Genomic DNA, 21,266 nt, shown 5'->3' on the forward strand with positions numbered 1-21,266 from the left:
TTCGACGCCCTGTAAGGAATAGTTTCCGAGGCGCCGGGCGATCCTGGTTTTTGCCCTGGCAAGGCCTCTTGTCCGCCGCCAGCGGCGGCGGTGTGATATCCCCATACCTGCCGGTGGTGGTCTGGCGGTGTACAATGCGCGCCGTTTTAACTGTGACCCAACTGCGTACTCGCGCATTTTGTGCTGTCCGGTGGCTGCCTTGCGACGCCTCCGAAGCCAATACCCTCAAGGTTATCCGCCTTGTTCACTCCATCCTGTCACAAGCACGATGGGTTCGATTTCGTCACAGATAAAAACAAACAGGTGACGCATGACTTGTAGCAATCCTCGCAATCACTGCCCTCTTAATACCTGGCGTCCACGCCGCGGCCTGGTGTTTGTCCCCAGGGTTTCGTCTATCGCTTATCGCTGATACCTCGACGCCCACGAACATCATCCAACCTTGCGTGAGACCCTTTCCAATGAGTGGAACCCTTCCTCCTTCGGGCGAGCTGAAACGCGGCCTGAAAAATCGTCATATCCAGCTGATCGCCCTCGGTGGGGCCATTGGTACCGGTCTGTTCCTCGGTTCGGCCGGGGTGCTGAAGTCCGCCGGTCCGTCGATGATCCTCGGCTACGCGATCTGCGGCTTCATCGCCTTCATGATCATGCGCCAACTGGGCGAGATGATCGTCGAAGAGCCGGTCGCCGGCTCCTTCAGCCACTTCGCCCACAAGTACTGGGGCGGTTTCGCCGGATTCCTGTCGGGCTGGAACTGCTGGATCCTGTACATCCTGGTGGGCATGTCGGAGCTGACCGCGGTCGGCAAGTACATCCACTACTGGTGGCCGGACGTGCCGACCTGGGCGTCGGCGGCAGGCTTCTTCGTGCTGATCAACCTGATCAACCTGGCCAACGTGAAGGTCTTCGGTGAGGCCGAGTTCTGGTTCGCGATCATCAAGGTCGCGGCCATCGTCGGCATGATCGCCCTGGGCAGCTACCTGCTGGTCAGCGGTCACGGCGGCGAGCAGGCTGCGCTGAGCAACCTGTGGTCGCACGGCGGATTCTTCCCCAACGGCGTCAGCGGCCTGGTCATGGCCATGGCGATCATCATGTTCTCCTTCGGTGGCCTGGAGATGCTCGGGTTCACCGCGGCGGAAGCCGACAAGCCGAAGACCGTGATTCCCAAGGCCATCAACCAGGTGATCTACCGGATCCTGATTTTCTACATCGGTGCCCTGGTGGTGCTGCTGTCGCTGACGCCGTGGGACAGCCTGCTCACCACCCTCAACGCCTCTGGCGATGCCTACAGTGGCAGCCCGTTCGTCCAGGTGTTCTCGATGCTGGGCAGCAACACCGCGGCGCACATCCTCAATTTCGTGGTCCTGACTGCGGCACTGTCGGTGTACAACAGCGGTACCTACTGCAACAGCCGCATGTTGCTGGGCATGGCCGAGCAGGGCGACGCGCCGAAGCTGCTGGCCCGCATCGACAAGCGTGGGGTGCCGGTGTGGTCGATCCTCGCCTCGGCGCTGGTGACCTTCGTCGCGGTGCTGATGAACTACCTGATCCCGCAGCATGCGCTGGAGCTGTTGATGTCGCTGGTGGTCGCGACCCTGGTGATCAACTGGGCGATGATCAGCTACTCGCACTTCAAGTTCCGCCAGCACATGAATCGTACCCGGCAGGCGCCGCTGTTCAAGGCGCTGTGGTACCCGTACGGCAACTACATCTGTCTGGCGTTCGTGGTGTTCATCCTCGGTATCATGCTGATGATCCCGGGCATCCAGGTCTCGGTGTACGCGATTCCGGTGTGGCTGGTGTTCATGTGGGTCTGCTACGGCATCAAGAACCGTCGCGGTGCCCAGCAGGGCCTGCCGGTTGCAGGCTCCGCCGTGAAGTAGACGGCACCTGTCACCGACAAACCCGGCCCTGTGCCGGGTTTGTCATTTCTGTATCCTGAACGCTCTGATCGCGGACGTCTTTTCCATGCTGGTGATTTCCAACAACGTGCAACTGCCCGACCACGAGATCGAGTGGACGGCGATTCGTGCCCAGGGGGCCGGTGGGCAGAACGTCAACAAGGTCTCCAGCGCGGTGCACCTGCGTTTCGACATTCCGGCCTCGTCGCTGCCGCCGTTCTACAAGGAGCGCCTGCTGGCCCTGAGCGACAGCCGTATCACCGGCGACGGGGTGGTCGTGATCAAGGCCCAGCAATACCGGACCCAGGAGCAGAACCGCGCCGATGCCCTGTTGCGCCTGGTGGAGCTGATCCAGGCGGCGACGAAGGTGGAGAAGAAGCGCCGTCCGACCAAGCCGACCCTGGGCTCGAAAAAGCGCCGCCTGGACAGCAAGTCCCAGCGCGGGGCGATCAAGGCCGGACGCGGCAAGGTGGACTACTGACGCTCTATGTCATTCGTCAAAGTCTTTGGGCCCACAAGCCTTGCACGGAACCCTGGCACCTCCCACGTCGGGCTCAGGCCTGGTCGCGCTGCTCGCGACGTTTAGGGGCCTGGCGATACAGGTAGAGGCTCAGGCCCAGGCCGGAAACCGAGGCCAGCGCGGCGAACAGGAAAATCGAGGCAAAGCCGAAGCCGGCGGCGATTGCGCCGACCAGCGGGCCGGTGATGCCCAGCGACAGGTCGATGAACAGCGAATAGGCGCCCACTGCCGCACCGCGGCTGGAGGCTGGTACCAGGTTGACCGCTTCCACGCCCAGCGCCGGAAACACCAGCGAGAAACCGAACCCGCTCAGCGCCGCGCCGGCCAGTGCCCAGTGGGCATCCGGCGCAACCCACAGCAGCAACAGGCCTAGGGTTTCCACCGACAGGCAGGCAATCGCTACGCGAAAGCCGCCGAGGCGGTTGATCAGGTTGCCGAACAGCAGCCGGGCGCCGATGAAGCTCGCGCCGAACAGGGTCAGGCACAGCACGGCGTTGCCCCAATGCCGGGTGGCGTAATACAGGGTGATGAAGGTTGCGATGGTGCCAAAGCCGATGGAGCCCAGTGCCAGCCCGGTGCCATGGGGCAGTACCCGACCGAGGACGTGCAGGAACGGCAGGCGCTCACCGGCGACGATCGGGGCCGCCTGCTTCGGCCAGGCCAGCAGCAGGCCGAGGCTCGCCAGCAGCAGGATGCTGACACCCATGCTCCACAGCCCCAACTGGTTGACCAGCCACACCCCCAGCGGCGCACCGACGGCGAGGGCGCCGTAGCTGGCGATGCCGTTCCAGGAAATCACCTTGGCGGTGTTCTGCGCGCCGACCCGGCCGATGCCCCAGCCGATGGAGCCGGAGCCGACCAGGCTCTCGGCGCTGCCGAGGATCAGCCGACCGATGAACAGGCTGGCCAGGCTCAGGGCCGGCACACCCTGGAGGAAGCTCGGCAGCAGCATGAACACCCCGCTCAGGCCGCAGCCGGCCAGGCCGTACATCACCGCGCGCTTGCTGCCCAGGTTGTCGATGATCCGGCTGGCGTAAGGGCGGCTGAGCAGCGTCGCCAGGTACTGCACGCTGATCACCAGGCCGGCGATAACCGCGCCGAAACCCAGCTCACTGTGGACGTAACCTGGCAGTACCGCCAGCGGGATGCCGATGTTCAGGTAACCGATGAAGGTGAACAGGACGATGGAAACGACTTGCAGCGTCACCGCGAGGGGGCGCTGGGAATCTGACGTGGGCAAAGGCTCACCATGGCAGCGAAGGGTAAAGATAGGCTGCTTATGATAACGAGGCTAAGAGAGTTGTAGGGCGTTAAATCGAAAAAAACGTCGGACAGGGCATCAGGATTGCGGCTGTGCCAGCAAGCGGGTGGTCACCAGTGCGGCCAGGGCATTTTCCTGGCTGCCGAAGCGGGCGAGCAGGGCGGCCTGCTTTTCCTCGGACAGGTTGTTCCACAGTGCGATCATCTGTTCGGCGGTGCCGATCAGCAGGTTGGCCTGGGTTTCGTCGAAGGTGTCGGTCACGGTGTGTTCCTGGAGGATGGGTTCTGCCTGGCCGTGTGAAAAAACATCAGCTGGTGGTTTTTCACACGGTCAGTTCTTACAGGCCTCAGTCCTTGCTGTCGGCCTTCAGGCTGTCGGCAGCCTCATGGGTTTCAGGCTGTTCGGCGCTGGCTTGTTGCGGGGTTTTCTGCTCAGTTTCGTGCAGGCTCGGGAAGGGGAAGTTGGGTATTTCGTGCATCTTCGTCACTCCTTGCAAAGTCTGTTTTTAAATCGCTGGGTAGATCCGCGCTTTTAAAAAGCCTGGGCAGGATACAGCACTGCAGGTGACAGAAAGATTTTTTATCTTTCATGCGGCTCGGCCATTCGTCGCCGGGGCATTGAACAAATGCTGCCCGCCAGTGCGCTCCCCCGGGTGGGGGAGCGCATGGGCTTACTTGCAGACGGCCGCGATCGCCTCGGCCAGTGCATCCAGGCGGGTCGCGTCGATGCCGGCGACGTTGGCCCGGCCGGAGCTGACCATGTAGATGCTGTACTCGTCACGCAGCCGCTGTACCTGGCTTGGCGACAGGCCGGTGTAGGAGAACATCCCGCGTTGCACCCCGATATGGGCGAAGCGTTCCGCCAGGCCATGGGGCGTAAGTGCCTCGACCAGGCCGCTGCGCAGTTGGGCGATGCGCGCACGCATGGCTTCGACTTCCTCGGCCCAGAGCTGTCTCAACTGCGCATCGCCGAGGATGGTCAGCACCACCGCGGCGCCGTGATCCGGCGGGTTGGACCAGAGGTTGCGCGCCACCGCCGCCAATTGGCTGCGCACATCCAGCAGCTTCTCGGCATTGGCGGTGCAGACCAGCAGCGCGCCGGTACGTTCGCGATACAGGCCGAAGTTCTTCGAGCAGGAACTGGTGATCAGCACTTCCGGCAGTTCCCTGGCGAACAGGCGGACCGCCCAGGCATCCTCCTCGACGCCATCGCCAAAGCCCTGGTAGGCGAAGTCGATCAGTGGCAGCAGCTCGCGCCGGCGAACGACCTCCAGCACCCGCTGCCAGTCGGCATGGGACAGGTCGAAACCGGTCGGGTTGTGGCAGCAGGCGTGTAGCAGCACCACGTCGCCCTTGGGCGCCTGTTCCAGGGCCGCGAGCATGCCGTCGACATTCAGGCGGTTGTCCGCGCCGACGTAGGGGTAGTGGCTGATCTTCAGGCCGGCGGCGTTGAAGATGGTCTCGTGGATCGGCCAGGTCGGGTCGCTCAGCCAGATGCCGCGTCCCGGCAGGCACTGGGCGATGAAGTCCGCGCTCAGGCGCAGCGCGCCGGTGCCACCCGGGGTCTGGGTGGCACCGACCCGGCGCTCGGCGATCAGCGGCGAATCCGCGCCCATCACCAGTTCGCACAACAGGCTGCCGAAACGCAGGTCGCCATGGCCGCCGATATAGGACTTGGTCAGTTGCCCGTCCACCAGCTTCTGCTCGGCCAGCTTGACCGACTGCAGGATGGGCGTCAGGCCCTGGGCGTCCTTGTAGACGCCGACACCGAGATCGAACTTGTTCGGGTTCGGGTCCTGGGCATAAGCCTCCAGCAGACCGAGGATCGGGTCGCCGGGTACGCGCGCGATGGCGTTGAAATGCATTATTTAAGGCCCTCGGCGGTTTTGCCGACCTCGTCGGTGCGTGCCGCCATGATGAAATCGTTACGGTGCAGGCCCTTGATGGAGTGGCTCCACCAGGTCACGGTGACTTTGCCCCACTCGGTCAACAGGCCCGGATGATGGCCCTCGGCTTCGGAGATGGCGCCGACGGCATTGGTAAAGGCCAGCGCGAACTGGAAGTTCTTGAAGCGGTAGACCTTCTCCAACTGCATGATGCCGTCGCGAACTTCGATATTCCAGTCCGGAATCTGCCGCAGCAGTACCGGCAGTTCCTCGTCGCTGACCTGTGGGGCATCGGCGCGGCAGGCTTCGCAGTGGGCTTGGGTGAGGGTGGTCATGGTGTATTCCTGTCTGTCGTTCTTGTTCGTTGCACGCCCCTCGGCGATACCGGTCGGCGGCATCGGCGCGAGGGCTCTCGGGAGGTGGCCGAAGGTCGCCGGTCAAGCGGCCTTGGGCGGGAATTTAGGGGCCCGCAGGCCCAGTTGCATGGCTTGTTCGACCAGCCCCATGATGTCCTCGTGGGCCAGGTCGAACAAGCGCTTGAGGTCCGGCAGGGCGAAGTACACCGGCTGCAGGATATCGATGCGATAGGGGGTGCGCATGGCTTCCAGCGGGTCGAACGGCTGGTGTTCGGGTTCGCCGGACAGGCTGTAGACCGTCTCCTTGGGCGAGGAGAGGATGCCGCCGCCGTAGATGCGTCGGCCTTGCGGGGTATCGACCAGGCCGAATTCGATGGTCATCCAGTACAGCCGCGCCAGGTACACCCGTTGTTCCTTGGTGGCCTTGAGGCCGAGCTTGCCGTAGGTGTGGGTGAATTCGGCGAACCAGGGATTGGTCAGCAGCGGGCAGTGGCCGAAGATCTCGTGGAAGATGTCCGGTTCCTGCAGGTAGTCCAGCTCCTCTTCGGTGCGAATGAAGGTCGCTACCGGAAACTGCTTGTTGGCCAGCAGTTCGAAGAAGGTCTGGAAGGGAATCAGCGCCGGCACCCGGGCCACCTGCCAGCCGGTGGTCGCGGCCAGTACGGCGTTGATTTCGCCCAGTTGTGGAATCCGGTCATGGGGCAGGCCGAGCTTTTCGATACCGTCCAGGTATTCCTGGCAGGCACGACCCTCGATCACTTTCATCTGCCGGGTGATCAGGGTGTTCCACACCGCGTGCTCGGCGGCCGGGTAGTCGATAAACCCTTGCGCATCGGGCTCGCGAGCCACGTATTGCGTCTGCTTCATACAGCTCTCCTGCTAGAGGGATCGTTCTTGTTATGTCCAGCGTTGTGCCTAAGTGTTGATCCGCCATGGTCGCGAATGCACCGGGCTGGGCGGTATAGGAAGTGGCGCAGGCGGGCTTTTTCCGTAAAGTAATCGTTACAAATGTCGCGTTGTGCCCGGTGGTCGGCATTTTTCCTGGGTGGTTTTGTTGATCGGTGTCACGTAATCTTTACGAAAAACTGCGGCGCCACCCAAAAAGTTCTCGGATCGATTCCGCCAGACCCGTCTGGATGGAGGTTTCGTTCCCGTCGAGCAGTCCTGACCACCTTCCCGGGCTTTTTTCATGCGTATCAAAGTGCACTGCCAGAACCGCATCGGCATCCTTCGCGACATCCTCAACCTGCTGGTGGATTACGGCATCAACGTGGCCCGGGGGGAGGTCGGCGGCGACCAGGGCAATGCGATCTACCTGCATTGTCCCAACCTGATCAATCTGCAGTTCCAGGCGCTGCGGCCGCGGTTCGAGACCATCGCCGGGGTCTTCGGCGTAAAACGGGTCGGGCTGATGCCCAGCGAGCGCCGGCACATGGAGCTCAATGCCTTGCTGGGCGCGCTGGAGTTTCCGGTGTTGTCCATCGATATGGGCGGTTGCATCGTCGCGGCGAACCGGGCGGCGGCACAGTTGCTCGGGGTGCGGGTCGACGAGGTGCCGGGGATTGCCCTGTCCCGCTATGCGCCGGATTTCGACCTGCCGGAACTGGTGCGCAGCAACAAGTCTCGGATCAATGGCTTGCGGGTCAAGGTCAAGGGTGATGTGTTTCTGGCGGATATCGCCCCGTTGCAGCCCGAGCACGAGGACAGCGAGGCCATGGCCGGCGCGGTTTTGACGCTGCACCGGGCCGACCAGGTCGGCGAACGGATCTACAACGTGCGCAAGCAGGAGCTACGCGGGTTCGACAGCATCTTCCAGAGTTCACGGGTGATGGCGGCGGTGGTCCGCGAGGCCCGGCGCATGGCACCCCTGGATGCGCCGCTGCTGATCGAGGGCGAAACCGGCACCGGCAAGGAGTTGCTGGCGCGTGCCTGCCACCTGGCCAGTCCGCGTGGTCAGGCGCCCTTGATGGCGCTCAACTGTGCCGGCCTGCCGGAGTCGATGGCCGAGACCGAACTGTTCGGTTACGGTCCCGGCGCGTTCGAGGGCGCGCGGGCCGAGGGCAAGCTCGGCCTGCTGGAACTCACGGCGGGCGGTACGCTGTTTCTTGACGGTGTGGGGGAGATGAGCCCGCGGCTGCAGGCCAAGCTGCTGCGCTTTCTGCAGGATGGTGGCTTCCGTCGGGTCGGCAGCGACGAGGAGGTCTACCTCGACGTGCGGGTGATCTGCGCGACCCAGGTCGATCTGTCGGAGCTGTGCGCCCGCGGCGAGTTTCGCCAGGACCTGTATCACCGCCTCAATGTGCTGTCGCTGCATATTCCGCCGTTGCGCGAATGCCTGGATGGCCTGACGCCGCTGGTGGAGCATTTCCTTGACCAGGCCAGCCGGCAGATCGGTTGCCCGTTGCCGAAGCTGGCGCCGGCGGCGATGGAGCGGCTGAGCCATTACCACTGGCCGGGCAATGTCCGCCAACTGGAAAACGTGCTGTTCCAGGCGGTGTCGTTGTGCGATGGCGGCCTGGTCAAGGCCGAGCATATTCGCCTGCCGGACTACGGCGTTCGCCAGCCACTGGGGGATTTTTCCCTGGAGGGCGGGTTGGACGAGATCGTCGGGCGGTTCGAGAAGGCGGTGCTGGAACGGCTGTATTCGGAACATCCGAGCAGTCGGTCGCTGGGCAAGCGCCTGGGGGTTTCCCATACCACCATTGCCAACAAGCTCAAGGTCTATGAAGTCGGTAAGGCGGACGGAGTAGGCAACGCGCAGGACACGGGCTCATCTCTCTGACCGAGGCTTGCCGCTAGCGGCATAACGGCGCCGTTTTTTCGTCTTTGTTCGACAGTCAGGCATCCTTGCCTTGTCGCCATAGCCCCGGCAGAGCAGGGGTTGCGGGGCGTAACGCAATGTTGGTGCAGAAATTGCTAAGCCTCTCGCCGTACAGCGGTGGGCGGCAAACGTCCGTCAGCAAGAGGAAAGACTGTGGACAAGTACCTTTACGTGGCAATGACCGGCGCCAGCCAGAACGCCCTGGCGCAAAAGGCGCATGCCAACAATCTGGCGAACATCTCTACCAGCGGCTTTCAGCGTGACCTGGAACAGGCCCGTTCGATGCCGGTGTTCGGTGACGTCTTTCCGGCGCGTGCGTTTGCCATGAGCGAGCGGCCGGCAACCGATTTCTCGCCGGGCGCGATGCAGGAAACCGGGCGCGATCTCGACGTGGCCGTGGGCGGCGACGGTTGGATGGCGGTGCAGACCCCGGACGGTGGCGAAGCCTATGTGCGTACCGCAAGCATGAATATTGACGCGCTCGGTGTGCTGCGTGCCGGCAACGGCATGCCGGTGATCGGCAACGCCGGCCCGATCGCCGTGCCGCCCGAGTCGAAGATCGAAGTGGGCCAGGACGGCACCATCAGCATCCGCTCGATGGGCGAGGGGCCACGCGTGGTGGCCGTGGTCGACCGCATCAAACTGGTCAAGCCCGACCTCAAGAACATGACCAAGGGCCTGGACGGCATGATCCACACCAAGGATGGGCAGCCGGCGGCCGTCGATGCCAGCGTCAAGCTGGAGTCGGGTTTCCTCGAGGCGAGCAACGTCAATGCCGTCGAAGAGATGACCGCGGTGCTGGCCCTGTCCAAGCAGTTCGAACTGCATATCAAGATGATGAACACCGCGAAAGACGATGACCAGGCAATGGCTCGGGTCTTGCAGATCAGCTAATCACCACAACGTAGCGCCGTAAAACAGGCGCGCGAAGGAGAACAGAATGCTTCCGGCTCTATGGGTTGCAAAAACAGGTTTGGCGGCGCAAGACACCAACCTGACCACCATTTCCAACAACCTGGCCAACGTCTCGACCACCGGCTTCAAGCGTGATCGTGCCGAGTTCCAGGACCTGTTGTACCAGATCAAGCGTCAGCCTGGCGCCCAGTCGACCCAGGACAGCGAACTGCCGTCGGGCCTGCAACTGGGTACCGGTGTGCGCATCGTCGGTACGCAGAAGAACTTCGCCGCCGGTAGCCTGCAGACCACCGATCAGCCCCTGGATATCGCAGTCAACGGCCGTGGTTTCTTCCAGATCCTGCAACCGGACGGCACCACGGCCTATACCCGTGACGGCACCTTCCACCTGGACAACACCGGCCAGATCGTCACCGCCGCCGGTTTCGCCCTGCAGCCGGCTATCGTGATCCCGAACAACGCCCAGACCTTCACTGTCGGCAAGGACGGCACCGTCTCGATCACCACCGCCGGCAACCCGGCTTCGCAGGTGATCGGCAACCTGCAGACCGCCGACTTCATCAACCCGGCCGGCCTGCAGGCCATCGGTGGCAACCTGTTCCTGGAAACCGCCGCCAGCGGCGCGCCACAGGTCAGCACGCCGGGCCTGAACGGTTTCGGTACCACCGAGCAGAGCACCCTGGAAACCTCCAACGTCAGCACCGTTGAGGAGATGGTCAACATGATCACCACCCAGCGTGCCTACGAAATGAACTCCAAGGTGATCTCCACCGCCGACCAGATGCTCTCGTTCGTCGCGCAGAATCTGTAATCAAGTCTATGTGGCGGCCCCGGGGTCGCCGGCAACACCGTGAGGTAAGGGTCATGAATCGGTTGTTTTCTATTCTCGCGCTGAGTGGGATTGCTGCGCTGGCGGGGTGCGTAAGCCCGCCGCCCAAACCCAATGACCCGTACTATGCGCCGGTGTTGCCGCGGACCCCGCTGCCAGCCGCGGCGAACAACGGCTCGATCTACCAGGCCGGTTTCGAACAGAACCTGTATGGCGACCGCAAGGCGTTCCGGGTCGGTGACATCATCACCATCACCCTGAACGAAGCTACCCAGGCCAGCAAGAACGCCAACTCCAACCTGTCGAAGAAAAGCTCCAACAGCCTGGGCCTGACTTCGCTGTTTGGCAGTGTGCCGAACACCAACAACCCGCTGGGCAGTGGCGACCTCACCCTGAATGCCGGCTATACCGGTAACCGTGCCAGCGACGGCTCCGCCAAGGCCGGCCAGAGCAACAGCCTGACCGGTTCGATCACCGTCACCGTGGCCGATGTGCTGCCCAACGGCATCATTGCCGTGCGTGGCGAGAAGTGGCTGACCCTCAATACCGGCGACGAGTTGGTACGGATCGCCGGCCTGGTCCGGGCCGACGACATCGCCACCGATAACACCGTGCCGTCCACCCGCGTGGCCGATGCGCGCATCACCTATTCGGGTACCGGCTCCTTTGCCGATACGAGTCAGCCGGGCTGGTTCGACCGTTTCTTCCTCAGCCCACTCTGGCCTTTCTAGGTGCCGACGATCATGTTCAACTTCAAGCATCTGATGGCGGCCGTGCTGCTGATGTCGACCGCCCTCAGTGTCCATGCCGAACGGTTGAAGGACATCGCCAGTATCTCCGGCGTACGTTCCAACCAACTGATCGGCTACGGCCTGGTGGTCGGCCTGAACGGTACGGGTGACCAGACCACCCAGACCCCGTTCACCCTGCAGACCTTCAACAACATGCTGTCGCAGTTCGGTATCAAGGTGCCGGCCAACTCCGGCAGCGTCCAGCTCAAGAACGTCGCGGCGGTGTCGGTCAGTGCCGACCTGCCGGCGTTCGCCAAGCCGGGGCAGGTGGTCGACATCACCGTGTCCTCCATCGGTAACGCCAAGAGCCTGCGGGGCGGCACCCTGCTGCTGACGCCTTTGAAGGGTATCGACGGCAACGTCTACGCCATCGCCCAGGGCAACCTGGTGGTGGGTGGCTTCGATGCCGAGGGGCGTGACGGTTCGAAGATCACCGTCAACGTTCCGTCGGCTGGCCGGATCCCCGGTGGTGCGTCCGTCGAGCGGGCGGTGCCGAGCGGCTTCAACCAGGGCAACAGCCTGACCCTGAACCTCAACCGTTCCGACTTCACCACCGCCAAGCGCATCGTCGACAAGGTCAACGACATGCTCGGCCCTGGCGTGGCCCAGGCCATTGACGGTGGTTCGGTACGGGTGACCGCGCCGCTGGACCCGAGCCAGCGTGTCGACTACATCTCGATCCTGGAAAATCTCGAGGTCGATCCGGGTCAGGCGGTGGCGAAGGTCATCATCAACTCGCGCACCGGCACCATCGTGATCGGTCAGAACGTCAAGGTTTCGCCAGCGGCAGTGACCCACGGCAGCCTGACGGTGACCATCACCGAGGACCCGATCGTCAGCCAGCCGGGGCCGCTGTCCAATGGCACCACGGCGGTCGTCCCGCGCTCGCGGGTCAATGCCCAGCAGGAAGCCAAGCCGATGTTCAAGTTCGGCCCGGGAACCACCCTGGACGAGATCGTCCGTGCGGTGAACCAGGTGGGGGCGGCGCCAGGCGACCTGATGGCGATTCTCGAAGCATTGAAACAGGCCGGCGCGCTGCAGGCCGACCTGATCGTGATCTGAGGTCGATTCCATGGTCGATATTCGTAACAGCGGGATCGTCAACGTCAGTGACTCGGGGGCGTACACCGACCTCAATCGCCTGAACAACCTGAAGGTCGGCGATCGCACCAGCGACGGCAACCTGCGCAAGGTGGCCCAGGAATTCGAATCGCTGTTCCTCAGCCAGATGCTCAAGTCGATGCGTTCGGCCACCGAGGTGCTGGGCCAGGACAACCCGCTCAATACCCCGACGGCCAAGCAGTATCAGGAAATGTATGACCAGCAGCTGGCGGTGACCATGTCCCGCCAGGGGGGGGGGATCGGCCTGGCCGATGTGCTGATGCGCCAGATGTCGAAGGAAAAGCACACCAGGCCCTCCGACAGCGGCTTGACGGTCGGACCGCCGGCCGGCACGACCGCAGCGCCTGCCGCACCGGTCGAGACGCCGATCGCCGCGGGTACCGTCACTTCGACGCCGGGTTCGCCTTTCACCCGTTCCAACGGTCAGCACGCCTTGTGGGCCTCGCGGGTTGCCCATGGCAATGCCGCCGATGGCACCCTGCGCAATGACGTGGCCAAGCTCAATGCCCGGCGCCTGGCGCTGCCGAGCAAGCTCACCGACCGGCTGTTGGCCGGCCTGGTGCCGTCCGCCGATGCCAGCCAGGTCGCCGCGGCCGGCTACGCCGTGCCGGAGCGCAGCACTGCCTCCGCCGATGCGGCGCTGAAGAACGACAGCCTGGCGGCCCGCAGCATCGCCGTGCCGGCGGCACGCATGCAGATCTATGGTCGCGCGGTGGCCCAGCCGCCGTTGGCGCCGGCCAAGCGTGCCTTCAGCTCGCCTGACGAATTCGTCGCCACCATGCTGCCGATGGCCGAGCAGGCCGCCAAGCGTATCGGTGTCGATCCGCGCTACCTGGTGGCCCAGGCCGCGCTGGAAACCGGCTGGGGCAAGTCGGTCATGCGTCAGCAGGACGGCAGCAGCAGTCACAACCTGTTCGGCATCAAGGCCGGCAGCAGTTGGCAGGGGCCGCAGGCGCGGGCCATTACCAGTGAGTTCCGCGACGGGCAGATGGTCAAGGAAACAGCGGACTTCCGTTCCTATGCGTCCTATCAGGACAGCTTCCACGACCTGGTGACCCTGCTGCAGAGCAACAGTCGCTATCAAGATGTGCTGAAGTCGGCCGATAAACCTGAACAGTTTGTGCGTGAGCTGCAAAAGGCCGGGTATGCAACCGATCCGGATTACGCCAGCAAGATCACGCAAATAGCAAAACAGATGAAGAGCTACCAGAACTACGCTGCGGTGACGGGCGCTTCCACGAATTTATAAGGTCTGAATCATGAGTTTGCTCAATATCGGGATGACGGGGTTGAACGCTGCCAGCTCGGCCCTGACGACTACGGGTAACAACATTGCCAACGTCGACACGGCCGGTTATTCGCGTCAGCAAACCGTGCAGACCACTGCAGCCTCGCAGCGTTACGGCAACGTTTTCATCGGCACCGGGACCACCCTGGCGGATGTGCGCCGGGTCTACAGCGCCTACCTGGAATCGCAGCTGCACACCGCGACCTCGCTCAACAGCGATGCCTCGTCGTACCTGGCCCAGGTCACGCCGACCGACTCGATGCTGTCCGACACCAACACCGGCATGACCGCGTCCCTGCAGAGCTTCTTCACCTCCCTGCAGGCCGTCTCGACCAAGCCGACCGATGATGCCGCCCGCCAGAACACCCTGAGCAGTGCCAAGGCCCTGAGCGATCGCTTCAACTCCATCGCCAAGCAGCTCAACGACCAGAACACCGGGATCAACACCAACCTGGCGGACATGGCCGACCAGGTGAACAAGCTGGCGACCAGCATCGCCCAGCTCAACGAGCAGATCACCAAGATTTCCCCATCCGCCGGTGCGCCCAACGACCTGATGGACAAGCGCAACGATGCCGTGCGCCAGCTGTCCGAGCTGGTCGGCACCTCGGTGACCGAGCGGGGTTCCAACTATGACGTGTACCTGGCCAACGGCCAGCCGCTGGTCATGGGCAACTCCACCAACACCCTGTCGGCCGTCCCGAGCAAGGACGACCCGAGCCGCTACTCGCTGCAACTGGACCGTGCCTCCAGCACCATCGACATCACCGACACGGTGAGCGGCGGCGAGATCGGCGGTCTGCTGCGCTATCGTACCGAGGTGCTGAATCCTTCGCTCAACGAGCTGGGGCGCGTGGCCATGGTCCTGGCCGACCAGATGAACAAGCAGAACGCCCAGGGTATCGACAAGAACGGCAATTTCGGCACGGCGATCTTCAACGACATCAACAGCGCCGCACTGGTCAGTCAGCGCAGCATCGCCAAGTCGACCAACAACCCGGCTTCCGGCAACCTGAACGTCAACATCAGCAACACCGGCGCGCTGACCACCTATGACTACCAGGTGACCTTCACCAACGGAACCGACTACACCGTCAAGCGTTCCGACGGTACCAACATGGGGTCTTTCAGTACCACGACCACGCCACCGCCGGTAATCGACGGCTTTACCCTGAGTCCGAACAGCGCCACGCCGATGACCGCCGGTGACAGCTTCAAGGTCACCCCGACCCGCAGCGGCGCCAGCGATATCCAGATGGTGATGACCGACTCCAAGAGCATCGCTGCCGCGGCGGCGCTGACCGGCGTAACCAGCGCCAACAATGGCGGGACCTACACCCAACCGGTGCTGGTCGACCAGTTGGGCACCCCCAACGCGACCAATAACGCGCAGTTGCAGGACGCCATCAAGTACGGTACCCCGGTCAAACTGGTGTTCGACGCCGCCGGTACCGGCGCTGCGGCCGGCACCCAGGGCTATACCCTGACCGACGCCAAGGGCAACGTCATGGGTACCGGTACCATCGTGCCGGGCCAGGGCAACACCCTGAACCTGAAGATCAACATGGTCGACGCTTCGGGCAACCCGGTGATGGACAACACGGTCACGCCACCCGTGCAGAAGACCTTCACCGTGCAGACCACCGTGGGTGGCAATCCGAAAGCCGGCGAGAGCTACACCATCTCGATGACGGGTGCCGCTTCTTCGGATAACCGCAACAGCGCAGCCCTGATTGGCCTGCAGACCAAGCAGACGGTCGACACCGGTACCGCGAGCAAGGGCATCAGTCTGTCGGATGCCTATGGCAAGCTGATCTCCAATGTCGGCACCAAGGCGGCCCAGGCCAAGTCCGACAGCGAGGCGACCACCACCGTGCTGACGACCGCCAAGGGCGCCCGGGATTCGCTGTCGGGGGTCAACCTCGACGAGGAAACCGGCAACCTGGTCAAGTACCAGCAGTACTACACCGCCTCTTCGCAGATCATCAAGGCGGCCCAGGAAACCTTCAGCGTGCTGATCAACAGTCTTTAAGGAGTCGTAATTCATGCGCATTTCCACCGCCCAGTATTACGAAACGACCGCCGCCAACTATCAGCGCGGCTACGACGGCATGCTCAAGAGTGCGGCCGAGGCGAGCAGCCTGACCAAGGTCAACACCGCCGCCGACGACCCGGTCGGGGCCGCACGCCTGTTGCAACTGGGTCAGCAGAGCGCTGCGCTGGTGCAGTACACCACCAACGCCAACTCGCTCAAGACCCAGTACAGCCAGAGCGAAACCGCGCTGCAGTCGATCCAGGATGCGATGCAGCGTGCCCGTGAGCTGGCCCTGTCGGCCAACAACGGCACCAAGACCGACACCGATCGCAAGGCGGTCGCCCAGGAGCTGGCGCAGTTGCAGGATACGATCCTCGGCCTGATGAACAGCCAGGATTCCGATGGCAACTTCCTCTTTGGTGGCTCGAAGACCGGCGCAGCGCCTTACACCGCCAACGCTGACGGTACCTTCAGCTACAACGGTGACCAGTCGACCTTGAGCCTGCAGGTCGGTGAAAACCTGTCGCTGGGCAGCAACATCACGGGCTGGGAAGCCTTCCAGCAATCGATCAACACCGCGCGCACCAGTGTCACCATGACCGCTCCGGCGGTCGATGATGGCCGGGTGACGCTGTCCAACGGTCTGGTCAGCAACAGTGCCACCTACGATGCCAAGTTCACCGCTGGCCAACCGTACACCGTGACCTTCCTCAGCAGTACGCAGTTGAAGATCACCGATGCGCTGGGCAACGACGTGACGTCGGAAGCGAGCCAGAACGGTGTCGTCAGCAATAGCAGTGGTGCCAACCAGTCGGTGAACTTCCGTGGTCTCGACCTGGCCCTGAATATCAACCTGAAGTCGGGTGATGTACCGGACACAGTGATTGCCGGTCATACCTTCACCCTGGCCGCACAGCCGGACACCTTCAATACCACCCGCAGTGCCGGTAACCCGTCGACCACGGTGATCACCGGGGCGACCACCACCAACCAGACCGCCTACACCAGCACGTTCCCCAACGGTGGGGCGACCATCAAGTTCGGTGCCGGTGGTGCCTATGACGTGTATGCCACGCCGATCACCTCGACCAGCCAGCCGATTTCCTCGGGCACCATGGCTGCGCCACCGGCGGCGCAGACCATCACCGCAGCCGGGGTCACGTTCACATTCAGTGGTGCGGCGTCGGCGGGTGACCAGTTCATGGTCCAGTCCAACAATCACCAGACCCAGAACATCCTCGACACCCTGACGTCGATGATCAGTGCCCTGAACACGCCGGTCGATGGCAATCCGGCTGCCCAGCAGAAGCAACTGGCGACGATGAATGCCGGGATCAGCAACATCGATAGCTCGTTCGCACAGGTGAGCTCGGCACGGACCACTGTCGGTGCACGTGGAGCGGCGCTGGATAACCAGGCGGCCACCAACGAAAGCCTGACCCTGGCCAACACCAGCAGTCAGCAGGCGATCCGCGACTCCGATCCGGCCGAAGTGATGACCCGCCTGACCCTGCAGCAGACCATGCTGCAGGCCGCCCAGCTGGCTTTCAGCAAGGTCAGCCAGTTGGGGCTGTTCAACAAGATCTGATGACATCGGGCGCATCAGCGCCCCCCTTGTCGTCTGCCAGCCGCTGCATTTAGCGGCTTCAGGGCCCCTCCCGGCCGGGAGGGTACCCTCCGCTCGAGAGTCCCGCCGTGAATTCCATGCCGCTTGTCAGTGTCGCCATTCCCGCCTCCAATCCACGGTTTTTCTCCAGGGCCCTCAGTGGCGTACTGAGTCAGGCCTATGGCAATTTCGAGGTCATCGTCTGCGACGACAGTTGCGGCGACGAAATCGAGCGGGCGGTCCTGGAGCTGAGCGAGAGTATTGGCAAGGCCGTACGGTATGTGCGCAACCCGCAGCCACTGGGTTACATCGGCAACCTGCATGCCTGCCTGGCACAGGCGCAGGGCGAATATGTCAAATTCCTGATGGAAGATGACCAGTTGCTGTCCGATATCCTGGCGCAGCAGGTCCAGGTGTTCCTCGAACAGCCGGACGTCAACCTGGTGCTTGCGCAGCGACTGTTTTGGGATGCCGATGGCCTGCAGTTGCCGTCGCGGCTGGAAAACACCGCGCTGTCGCCGGCTTCCGGCCTGTTCAAGGGCGAAGACCTCTTGGCCATCTGCGAAAACTTCCCGGTGAACTTCTTTGGCGGGCTGACCTGCGCGATGTTCCGACGCGCCGACCTGGTCGAGCTGTTGCCGGCACTGACCCAGCCGGGTCACTGCTTTGTCGCTTCCCTCGACCTGGCTCTATACATCTGCCTGTTCCGTCGCGGTACCCTGGCGATGCTGAACAACGTATTGAGCATTGAGCGTCTCTATCCGGAACGCATGAATCGCCAGCAGGCGATGAAGGATGCGGCCGCCACGGAGATGGAATGGCTGGTGCAGATGCTCAAGGCGCGTAGCGGCGAGTCGGCGCCGGCCCCAGGCTGGGTGCGTTACCTGCCGTTGGCCAACGCTGCCGGCTTGCCGCGCGAGTGGGATGAGCTGCCGCTGAGTCGTACCCTGGGCAACAAGCAGACCACCCAGCCGTGGCGTGTCGGTATTGCCAGTGAGAGCTTCACCCAGTTGTATACCGAATGGCTGGCTTGTCGGACCCTGCCCGAGCCGCAGAAAAAACTGCTGCCCGATACCCTGGCGGGTTGGGCCCGGCAGCCCAGGATCGTCCCGGTGGTGATCGACGAACAGGGCGGCAGCGCCAGTCTGGATATCACCCTGCGCAGTATCGAGGAACAGCTCTACGCTCCCGAGTTGACCCTGTTGCTGTCCAGTACCTGCTCCGAGGCGAGCCTCGACGGCAAGGTATTCCGTCTGCCGCTGGCGGATGACTGGCGCGAGCAGTTGAACGGGTTGCTGCCGCAACTCGACGGTGCCGACTGGTTCTATCTGCTGCGCGCTGGCGATCGCCTGCGCGAGCCTGCGCTGCTGGTGCTGGCCGAGCGTATCCTGGTTTCATCGGCGGTCCGTTGCATCTACAGCGACGAGGGTGCCCTGCGCGATGGTGAGTCCGCCGATCCGGTATTCAAGCCGGACTTCAACCTCGACCTGATGCGCAGCTATCCCTACGTTGGCCGCGCGCTGGCCTTCCAGCGCAAGGGCTTCGTCGAGCTGGACGGGTTCGACATCGTCCGGGGCGAGATGGCACCCCACGATCTGCTCTGGCGCATGGTGGAAAGCGATGGCACCCGTGCGGTGGAGCATATCGCCGAGGTTCAGGTCGAGTCGCTTTTTTCGCTGGCCCGATGGCTGTCTTCGCCAGAGGTGCTGGCGCTCGCACCGCAGGTGACCGAGGCTCACCTGAATCGCCTGGGTATCGCCCACCGGATTCATCCGGGGGACGATTCTCCGCTCACCCGTATCGATTACCTTCACGCGAGTCGTCCGCTGGTGTCGATCATCCTGGTCAGCAAGGACCAGTGTGCGGCCCTGCAGCGCTGCATCGATACCTTGCTGGAGCGTACCGCCTATGCCGACTACGAGTTGTTGCTGGTGGACAACGGCAGTGAAAGTGCCAGCGCGCGGGCCTGGTTCGACAACATGGCCCAGTTGGGCAGTGAACGCCTGCGGGTGCTGTCATACCCTCAGCAGGGCAATCCCGCCGCCGTGCGCAACTTCGCCGCGCAGCAGTCTCGTGGCGAATATCTGCTGCTGCTCAACCCTTATGCCGTGATCACCAATACGCAGTGGCTGGACGAGATGCTGGCCCAGGCCCAGCGTCCGGAGGTCGGCGTAGTAGGCGCCAAGCTGTTCAGTCCAGAGGGACGGGTGGTGCACGCCGGGGTGATTCTCGGCCTGCGCGGGCCGGCAGGCCTGCCGTTCTATGGTGAAGTGATGCAGGCGACCGGTTATATGCATCGGCTGCAGGCAGTACAGGATTTCAGCGCGGTCGGTGCCGATTGCATGCTGATACGCAAGTCGCTGTTCGAAGGTCTCGGCGGGCTGGACGAGGAGAGCTTCGCCCAGACCCTCAACGAGGTGGACTTCTGTCTGCGGGTCGGCCAGAGCAATCACCTGGTGGTCTGGACGCCATTCGCACAATTGGCCCTGGGCGCCGCACCCGAGGTCAAGCTCGAAACCGAGCAGAAGGCCAGGCGCCAGCTCGAGGAGCAGAGTTTCTACCAGCGCTGGTTGCCGATCATCGCCCGTGACCCGGCCTACAATCCGAGCCTGACGCTGGATGGCCTCAACGGTCCGAGCTTCAGTCTCGAGCCGGGCCTGCGTGATGGCTGGAGCCCGTTCTGCGCACGTCACCTGCCGAAGATCATGGCGCTGCCGATCAACGCCTCGGCCGTCGGCCATTACCGGATGACCCAGCCATTGATCGAGCTGGAAGCCTCCGGGCGGGCGATCGGCCGTACCTATTACAACCTGCCGTCAATCATCGAGGTCGAGCGACAGTCGCCGGACGTTATCGTCCAGCAGGGGCGCTACACGGCGCAGCCGATCGAGGAAATCGCGGTGCTGATGAGCTACAGCAACGCGCGACGCATCTATGAACTCGATGACTATGTCATTGATCCGCCGCGCAAGAACGGGCATATCCGCAACCTGCCGCAACGGGATGAGATGGAGCGCCTGATTCGTCGCGGGATCAGCCTGTGCGATCGGGTGGTGGTGTCGACCCAGCCACTGGCCGACGCGCTGTCGTCGATGCACCAGGATATCCGCGTAGTACCGAACATGCTGGCGCCGCACATGTGGAACGGCCTGCACAGCCAGCGCAGGACCACGAAGAAACCACGGGTAGGCTGGGGTGGTGGTACCAGTCACGCGGGCGACCTGGCGGTCATCGCCGATGTGGTGCGTGAGCTGGCCAATGAGGTGGACTGGGTGTTCTTCGGTATGTGTCCGGAAGAACTGCGGCCGTACATGCACCAGTTCCATGGGGTGATCGACCTCAAGGATTACCCGATGAAGCTGGCCAGCCTGAATCTGGACCTGGCCCTGGCGCCGCTGGAGTTCCATATCTTCAACGACTGCAAGAGCAACCTGCGCCTGCTGGAGTACGGGGCCTGCGGCTATCCGGTGATCTGTACCGATACCAAGGCCTATGCCGGTTACCTGCCGTGCACACGGATCCGTACCAACACCACCGACGAGTGGATTCAGGCCATCCGCATGCACCTGGCCGACCCGGATGCCAGCTATCGCATGGGTGACGAGCTGCGCGAAACCGTCCTGCGTGACTACATGCTGCAGGGCGACAACGTCCGCTACTGGGAGCAGGGCTGGCTGGCCGATTGAGGTCTGCGCCTGGCCGCATGTAACCGCTGTAGCTGCAGGGCTTCCCTTGCGAAGCGATCTGGCCGACTCGCCACCTATAAGCCAGCTCCCACAAGTCCGTGGAGCTGGCGCGTTTCCTGCAAGCCCCCCTTCATATCGCCATAAATCGTGCACTTGGCGTCATGGCCTGGCGCTACTGCTCACGATTTGACCCGGCAGTCTGGGAAGTCCCACAGGGCCCGAGCTGGTCCTGTGCTGAAGAATAAGGGGA

The 21,266-nt window shown here is 63.1% G+C and carries 17 protein-coding genes; 11 read left to right on the forward strand and 6 right to left on the reverse strand.

Going from position 1 to position 21,266, the window contains the following annotated elements; all coding sequences use genetic code 11:
- Positions 1–461 precede the first annotated feature (461 nt).
- Positions 462–1,883: an amino acid permease gene (locus tag PF66_RS24540; RefSeq protein WP_054061195.1), complete on the forward strand. Its 1,422-nt coding sequence runs from the start codon at positions 462–464 to the stop codon at positions 1,881–1,883.
- An 85-nt stretch (positions 1,884–1,968) separates the two neighbouring features.
- Positions 1,969–2,382, forward strand: a complete 414-nt coding sequence (gene arfB, locus PF66_RS24545; RefSeq protein ID WP_054061196.1) for an alternative ribosome rescue aminoacyl-tRNA hydrolase ArfB — start codon at positions 1,969–1,971, stop codon at positions 2,380–2,382.
- Between the two features lie 73 nt (positions 2,383–2,455).
- On the opposite strand, the gene PF66_RS24550 is transcribed toward arfB, so the two are convergent.
- From PF66_RS24550 to phhA, 6 genes are all read right to left on the reverse strand, one after another.
- A complete protein-coding gene (locus tag PF66_RS24550) occupies positions 2,456–3,661 on the reverse strand; it encodes an MFS transporter (protein WP_081006113.1) in 1,206 nt (401 codons plus the stop codon).
- Positions 3,662–3,760: 99 nt separating this feature from the next.
- Entirely contained in the window at positions 3,761–3,943 is a 183-nt protein-coding gene (locus PF66_RS24555) for a hypothetical protein (protein WP_054061197.1), read from the reverse strand.
- An 85-nt stretch (positions 3,944–4,028) separates the two neighbouring features.
- Complete coding sequence (locus tag PF66_RS33700; RefSeq protein ID WP_275044058.1) at positions 4,029–4,160, reverse strand: hypothetical protein; 132 nt, start codon at positions 4,158–4,160, stop codon at positions 4,029–4,031.
- A 192-nt stretch (positions 4,161–4,352) separates the two neighbouring features.
- Complete coding sequence (locus PF66_RS24560; protein WP_054064059.1) at positions 4,353–5,546, reverse strand: amino acid aminotransferase; 1,194 nt, start codon at positions 5,544–5,546, stop codon at positions 4,353–4,355.
- Complete coding sequence (locus PF66_RS24565; protein ID WP_017903286.1) at positions 5,546–5,902, reverse strand: 4a-hydroxytetrahydrobiopterin dehydratase; 357 nt, start codon at positions 5,900–5,902, stop codon at positions 5,546–5,548. Before PF66_RS24565 ends, PF66_RS24560 begins: the two co-directional genes overlap by 1 nt.
- A 102-nt stretch (positions 5,903–6,004) precedes the next feature.
- On the reverse strand, positions 6,005–6,790 hold the full coding sequence (gene phhA, locus PF66_RS24570; protein WP_054061200.1) for a phenylalanine 4-monooxygenase: 786 nt from the start codon (positions 6,788–6,790) through the stop codon (positions 6,005–6,007).
- A gap of 322 nt (positions 6,791–7,112) precedes the next feature.
- Here phhA and PF66_RS24575 point away from each other — a divergent pair, with 322 nt between their 5' ends.
- The 9 genes from PF66_RS24575 (at position 7,113) to PF66_RS24615 (ending at position 21,016) form a co-directional block, all read left to right on the forward strand.
- Entirely contained in the window at positions 7,113–8,705 is a 1,593-nt protein-coding gene (locus PF66_RS24575; RefSeq protein WP_054064060.1) for a sigma-54-dependent transcriptional regulator, read from the forward strand.
- 192 nt (positions 8,706–8,897) lie between these two features.
- On the forward strand, positions 8,898–9,638 hold the full coding sequence (locus tag PF66_RS24580) for a flagellar basal body rod protein FlgF (RefSeq protein ID WP_054061204.1): 741 nt from the start codon (positions 8,898–8,900) through the stop codon (positions 9,636–9,638).
- Between the two features lie 46 nt (positions 9,639–9,684).
- Complete coding sequence (gene flgG, locus PF66_RS24585) at positions 9,685–10,470, forward strand: flagellar basal-body rod protein FlgG (protein ID WP_010449983.1); 786 nt, start codon at positions 9,685–9,687, stop codon at positions 10,468–10,470.
- A 53-nt stretch (positions 10,471–10,523) separates the two neighbouring features.
- On the forward strand, positions 10,524–11,219 hold the full coding sequence (gene flgH, locus PF66_RS24590; RefSeq protein WP_054061206.1) for a flagellar basal body L-ring protein FlgH: 696 nt from the start codon (positions 10,524–10,526) through the stop codon (positions 11,217–11,219).
- A 12-nt stretch (positions 11,220–11,231) separates the two neighbouring features.
- Positions 11,232–12,341, forward strand: coding sequence for a flagellar basal body P-ring protein FlgI (locus tag PF66_RS24595; RefSeq protein WP_054064109.1), 1,110 nt, complete (start codon positions 11,232–11,234; stop codon positions 12,339–12,341).
- Between the two features lie 10 nt (positions 12,342–12,351).
- Entirely contained in the window at positions 12,352–13,650 is a 1,299-nt protein-coding gene (gene flgJ / locus PF66_RS24600; RefSeq protein ID WP_054064061.1) for a flagellar assembly peptidoglycan hydrolase FlgJ, read from the forward strand.
- Positions 13,651–13,660: 10 nt separating this feature from the next.
- A complete protein-coding gene (gene flgK, locus PF66_RS24605; RefSeq protein WP_054064062.1) occupies positions 13,661–15,721 on the forward strand; it encodes a flagellar hook-associated protein FlgK in 2,061 nt (686 codons plus the stop codon).
- A gap of 13 nt (positions 15,722–15,734) precedes the next feature.
- The gene (locus PF66_RS24610; protein ID WP_054064063.1) at positions 15,735–17,312 is read left to right on the forward strand and encodes a flagellar hook-associated protein 3; all 1,578 of its coding nucleotides are present in this window, start codon (positions 15,735–15,737) and stop codon (positions 17,310–17,312) included.
- Between the two features lie 116 nt (positions 17,313–17,428).
- Positions 17,429–21,016, forward strand: a complete 3,588-nt coding sequence (locus PF66_RS24615) for a glycosyltransferase (RefSeq protein WP_054064064.1) — start codon at positions 17,429–17,431, stop codon at positions 21,014–21,016.
- Positions 21,017–21,266 lie beyond the last annotated feature (250 nt).

It is taken from the genome of Pseudomonas asplenii, from assembly GCF_001293465.1.
Classification (GTDB): Bacteria; Pseudomonadota; Gammaproteobacteria; order Pseudomonadales; family Pseudomonadaceae; genus Aquipseudomonas; species Aquipseudomonas fuscovaginae_B.

Coding starts and splice junctions, on each gene's coding strand:
- PF66_RS24610 (WP_054064063.1), top strand. CDS start 15,735: ATGCGCATTTCCACCGCCCAGTATTACGAAACGACCGCCGCCAACTAT.
- flgG (WP_010449983.1), top strand. CDS start 9,685: ATGCTTCCGGCTCTATGGGTTGCAAAAACAGGTTTGGCGGCGCAAGAC.
- flgK (WP_054064062.1), top strand. CDS start 13,661: ATGAGTTTGCTCAATATCGGGATGACGGGGTTGAACGCTGCCAGCTCG.
- PF66_RS24540 (WP_054061195.1), top strand. CDS start 462: ATGAGTGGAACCCTTCCTCCTTCGGGCGAGCTGAAACGCGGCCTGAAA.
- PF66_RS24615 (WP_054064064.1), top strand. CDS start 17,429: ATGCCGCTTGTCAGTGTCGCCATTCCCGCCTCCAATCCACGGTTTTTC.
- PF66_RS24575 (WP_054064060.1), top strand. CDS start 7,113: ATGCGTATCAAAGTGCACTGCCAGAACCGCATCGGCATCCTTCGCGAC.
- PF66_RS24565 (WP_017903286.1), bottom strand. CDS start 5,902: ATGACCACCCTCACCCAAGCCCACTGCGAAGCCTGCCGCGCCGATGCC.
- flgJ (WP_054064061.1), top strand. CDS start 12,352: ATGGTCGATATTCGTAACAGCGGGATCGTCAACGTCAGTGACTCGGGG.
- flgH (WP_054061206.1), top strand. CDS start 10,524: ATGAATCGGTTGTTTTCTATTCTCGCGCTGAGTGGGATTGCTGCGCTG.
- phhA (WP_054061200.1), bottom strand. CDS start 6,790: ATGAAGCAGACGCAATACGTGGCTCGCGAGCCCGATGCGCAAGGGTTT.
- PF66_RS24595 (WP_054064109.1), top strand. CDS start 11,232: ATGTTCAACTTCAAGCATCTGATGGCGGCCGTGCTGCTGATGTCGACC.
- arfB (WP_054061196.1), top strand. CDS start 1,969: ATGCTGGTGATTTCCAACAACGTGCAACTGCCCGACCACGAGATCGAG.
- PF66_RS33700 (WP_275044058.1), bottom strand. CDS start 4,160: ATGCACGAAATACCCAACTTCCCCTTCCCGAGCCTGCACGAAACTGAG.
- PF66_RS24560 (WP_054064059.1), bottom strand. CDS start 5,546: ATGCATTTCAACGCCATCGCGCGCGTACCCGGCGACCCGATCCTCGGT.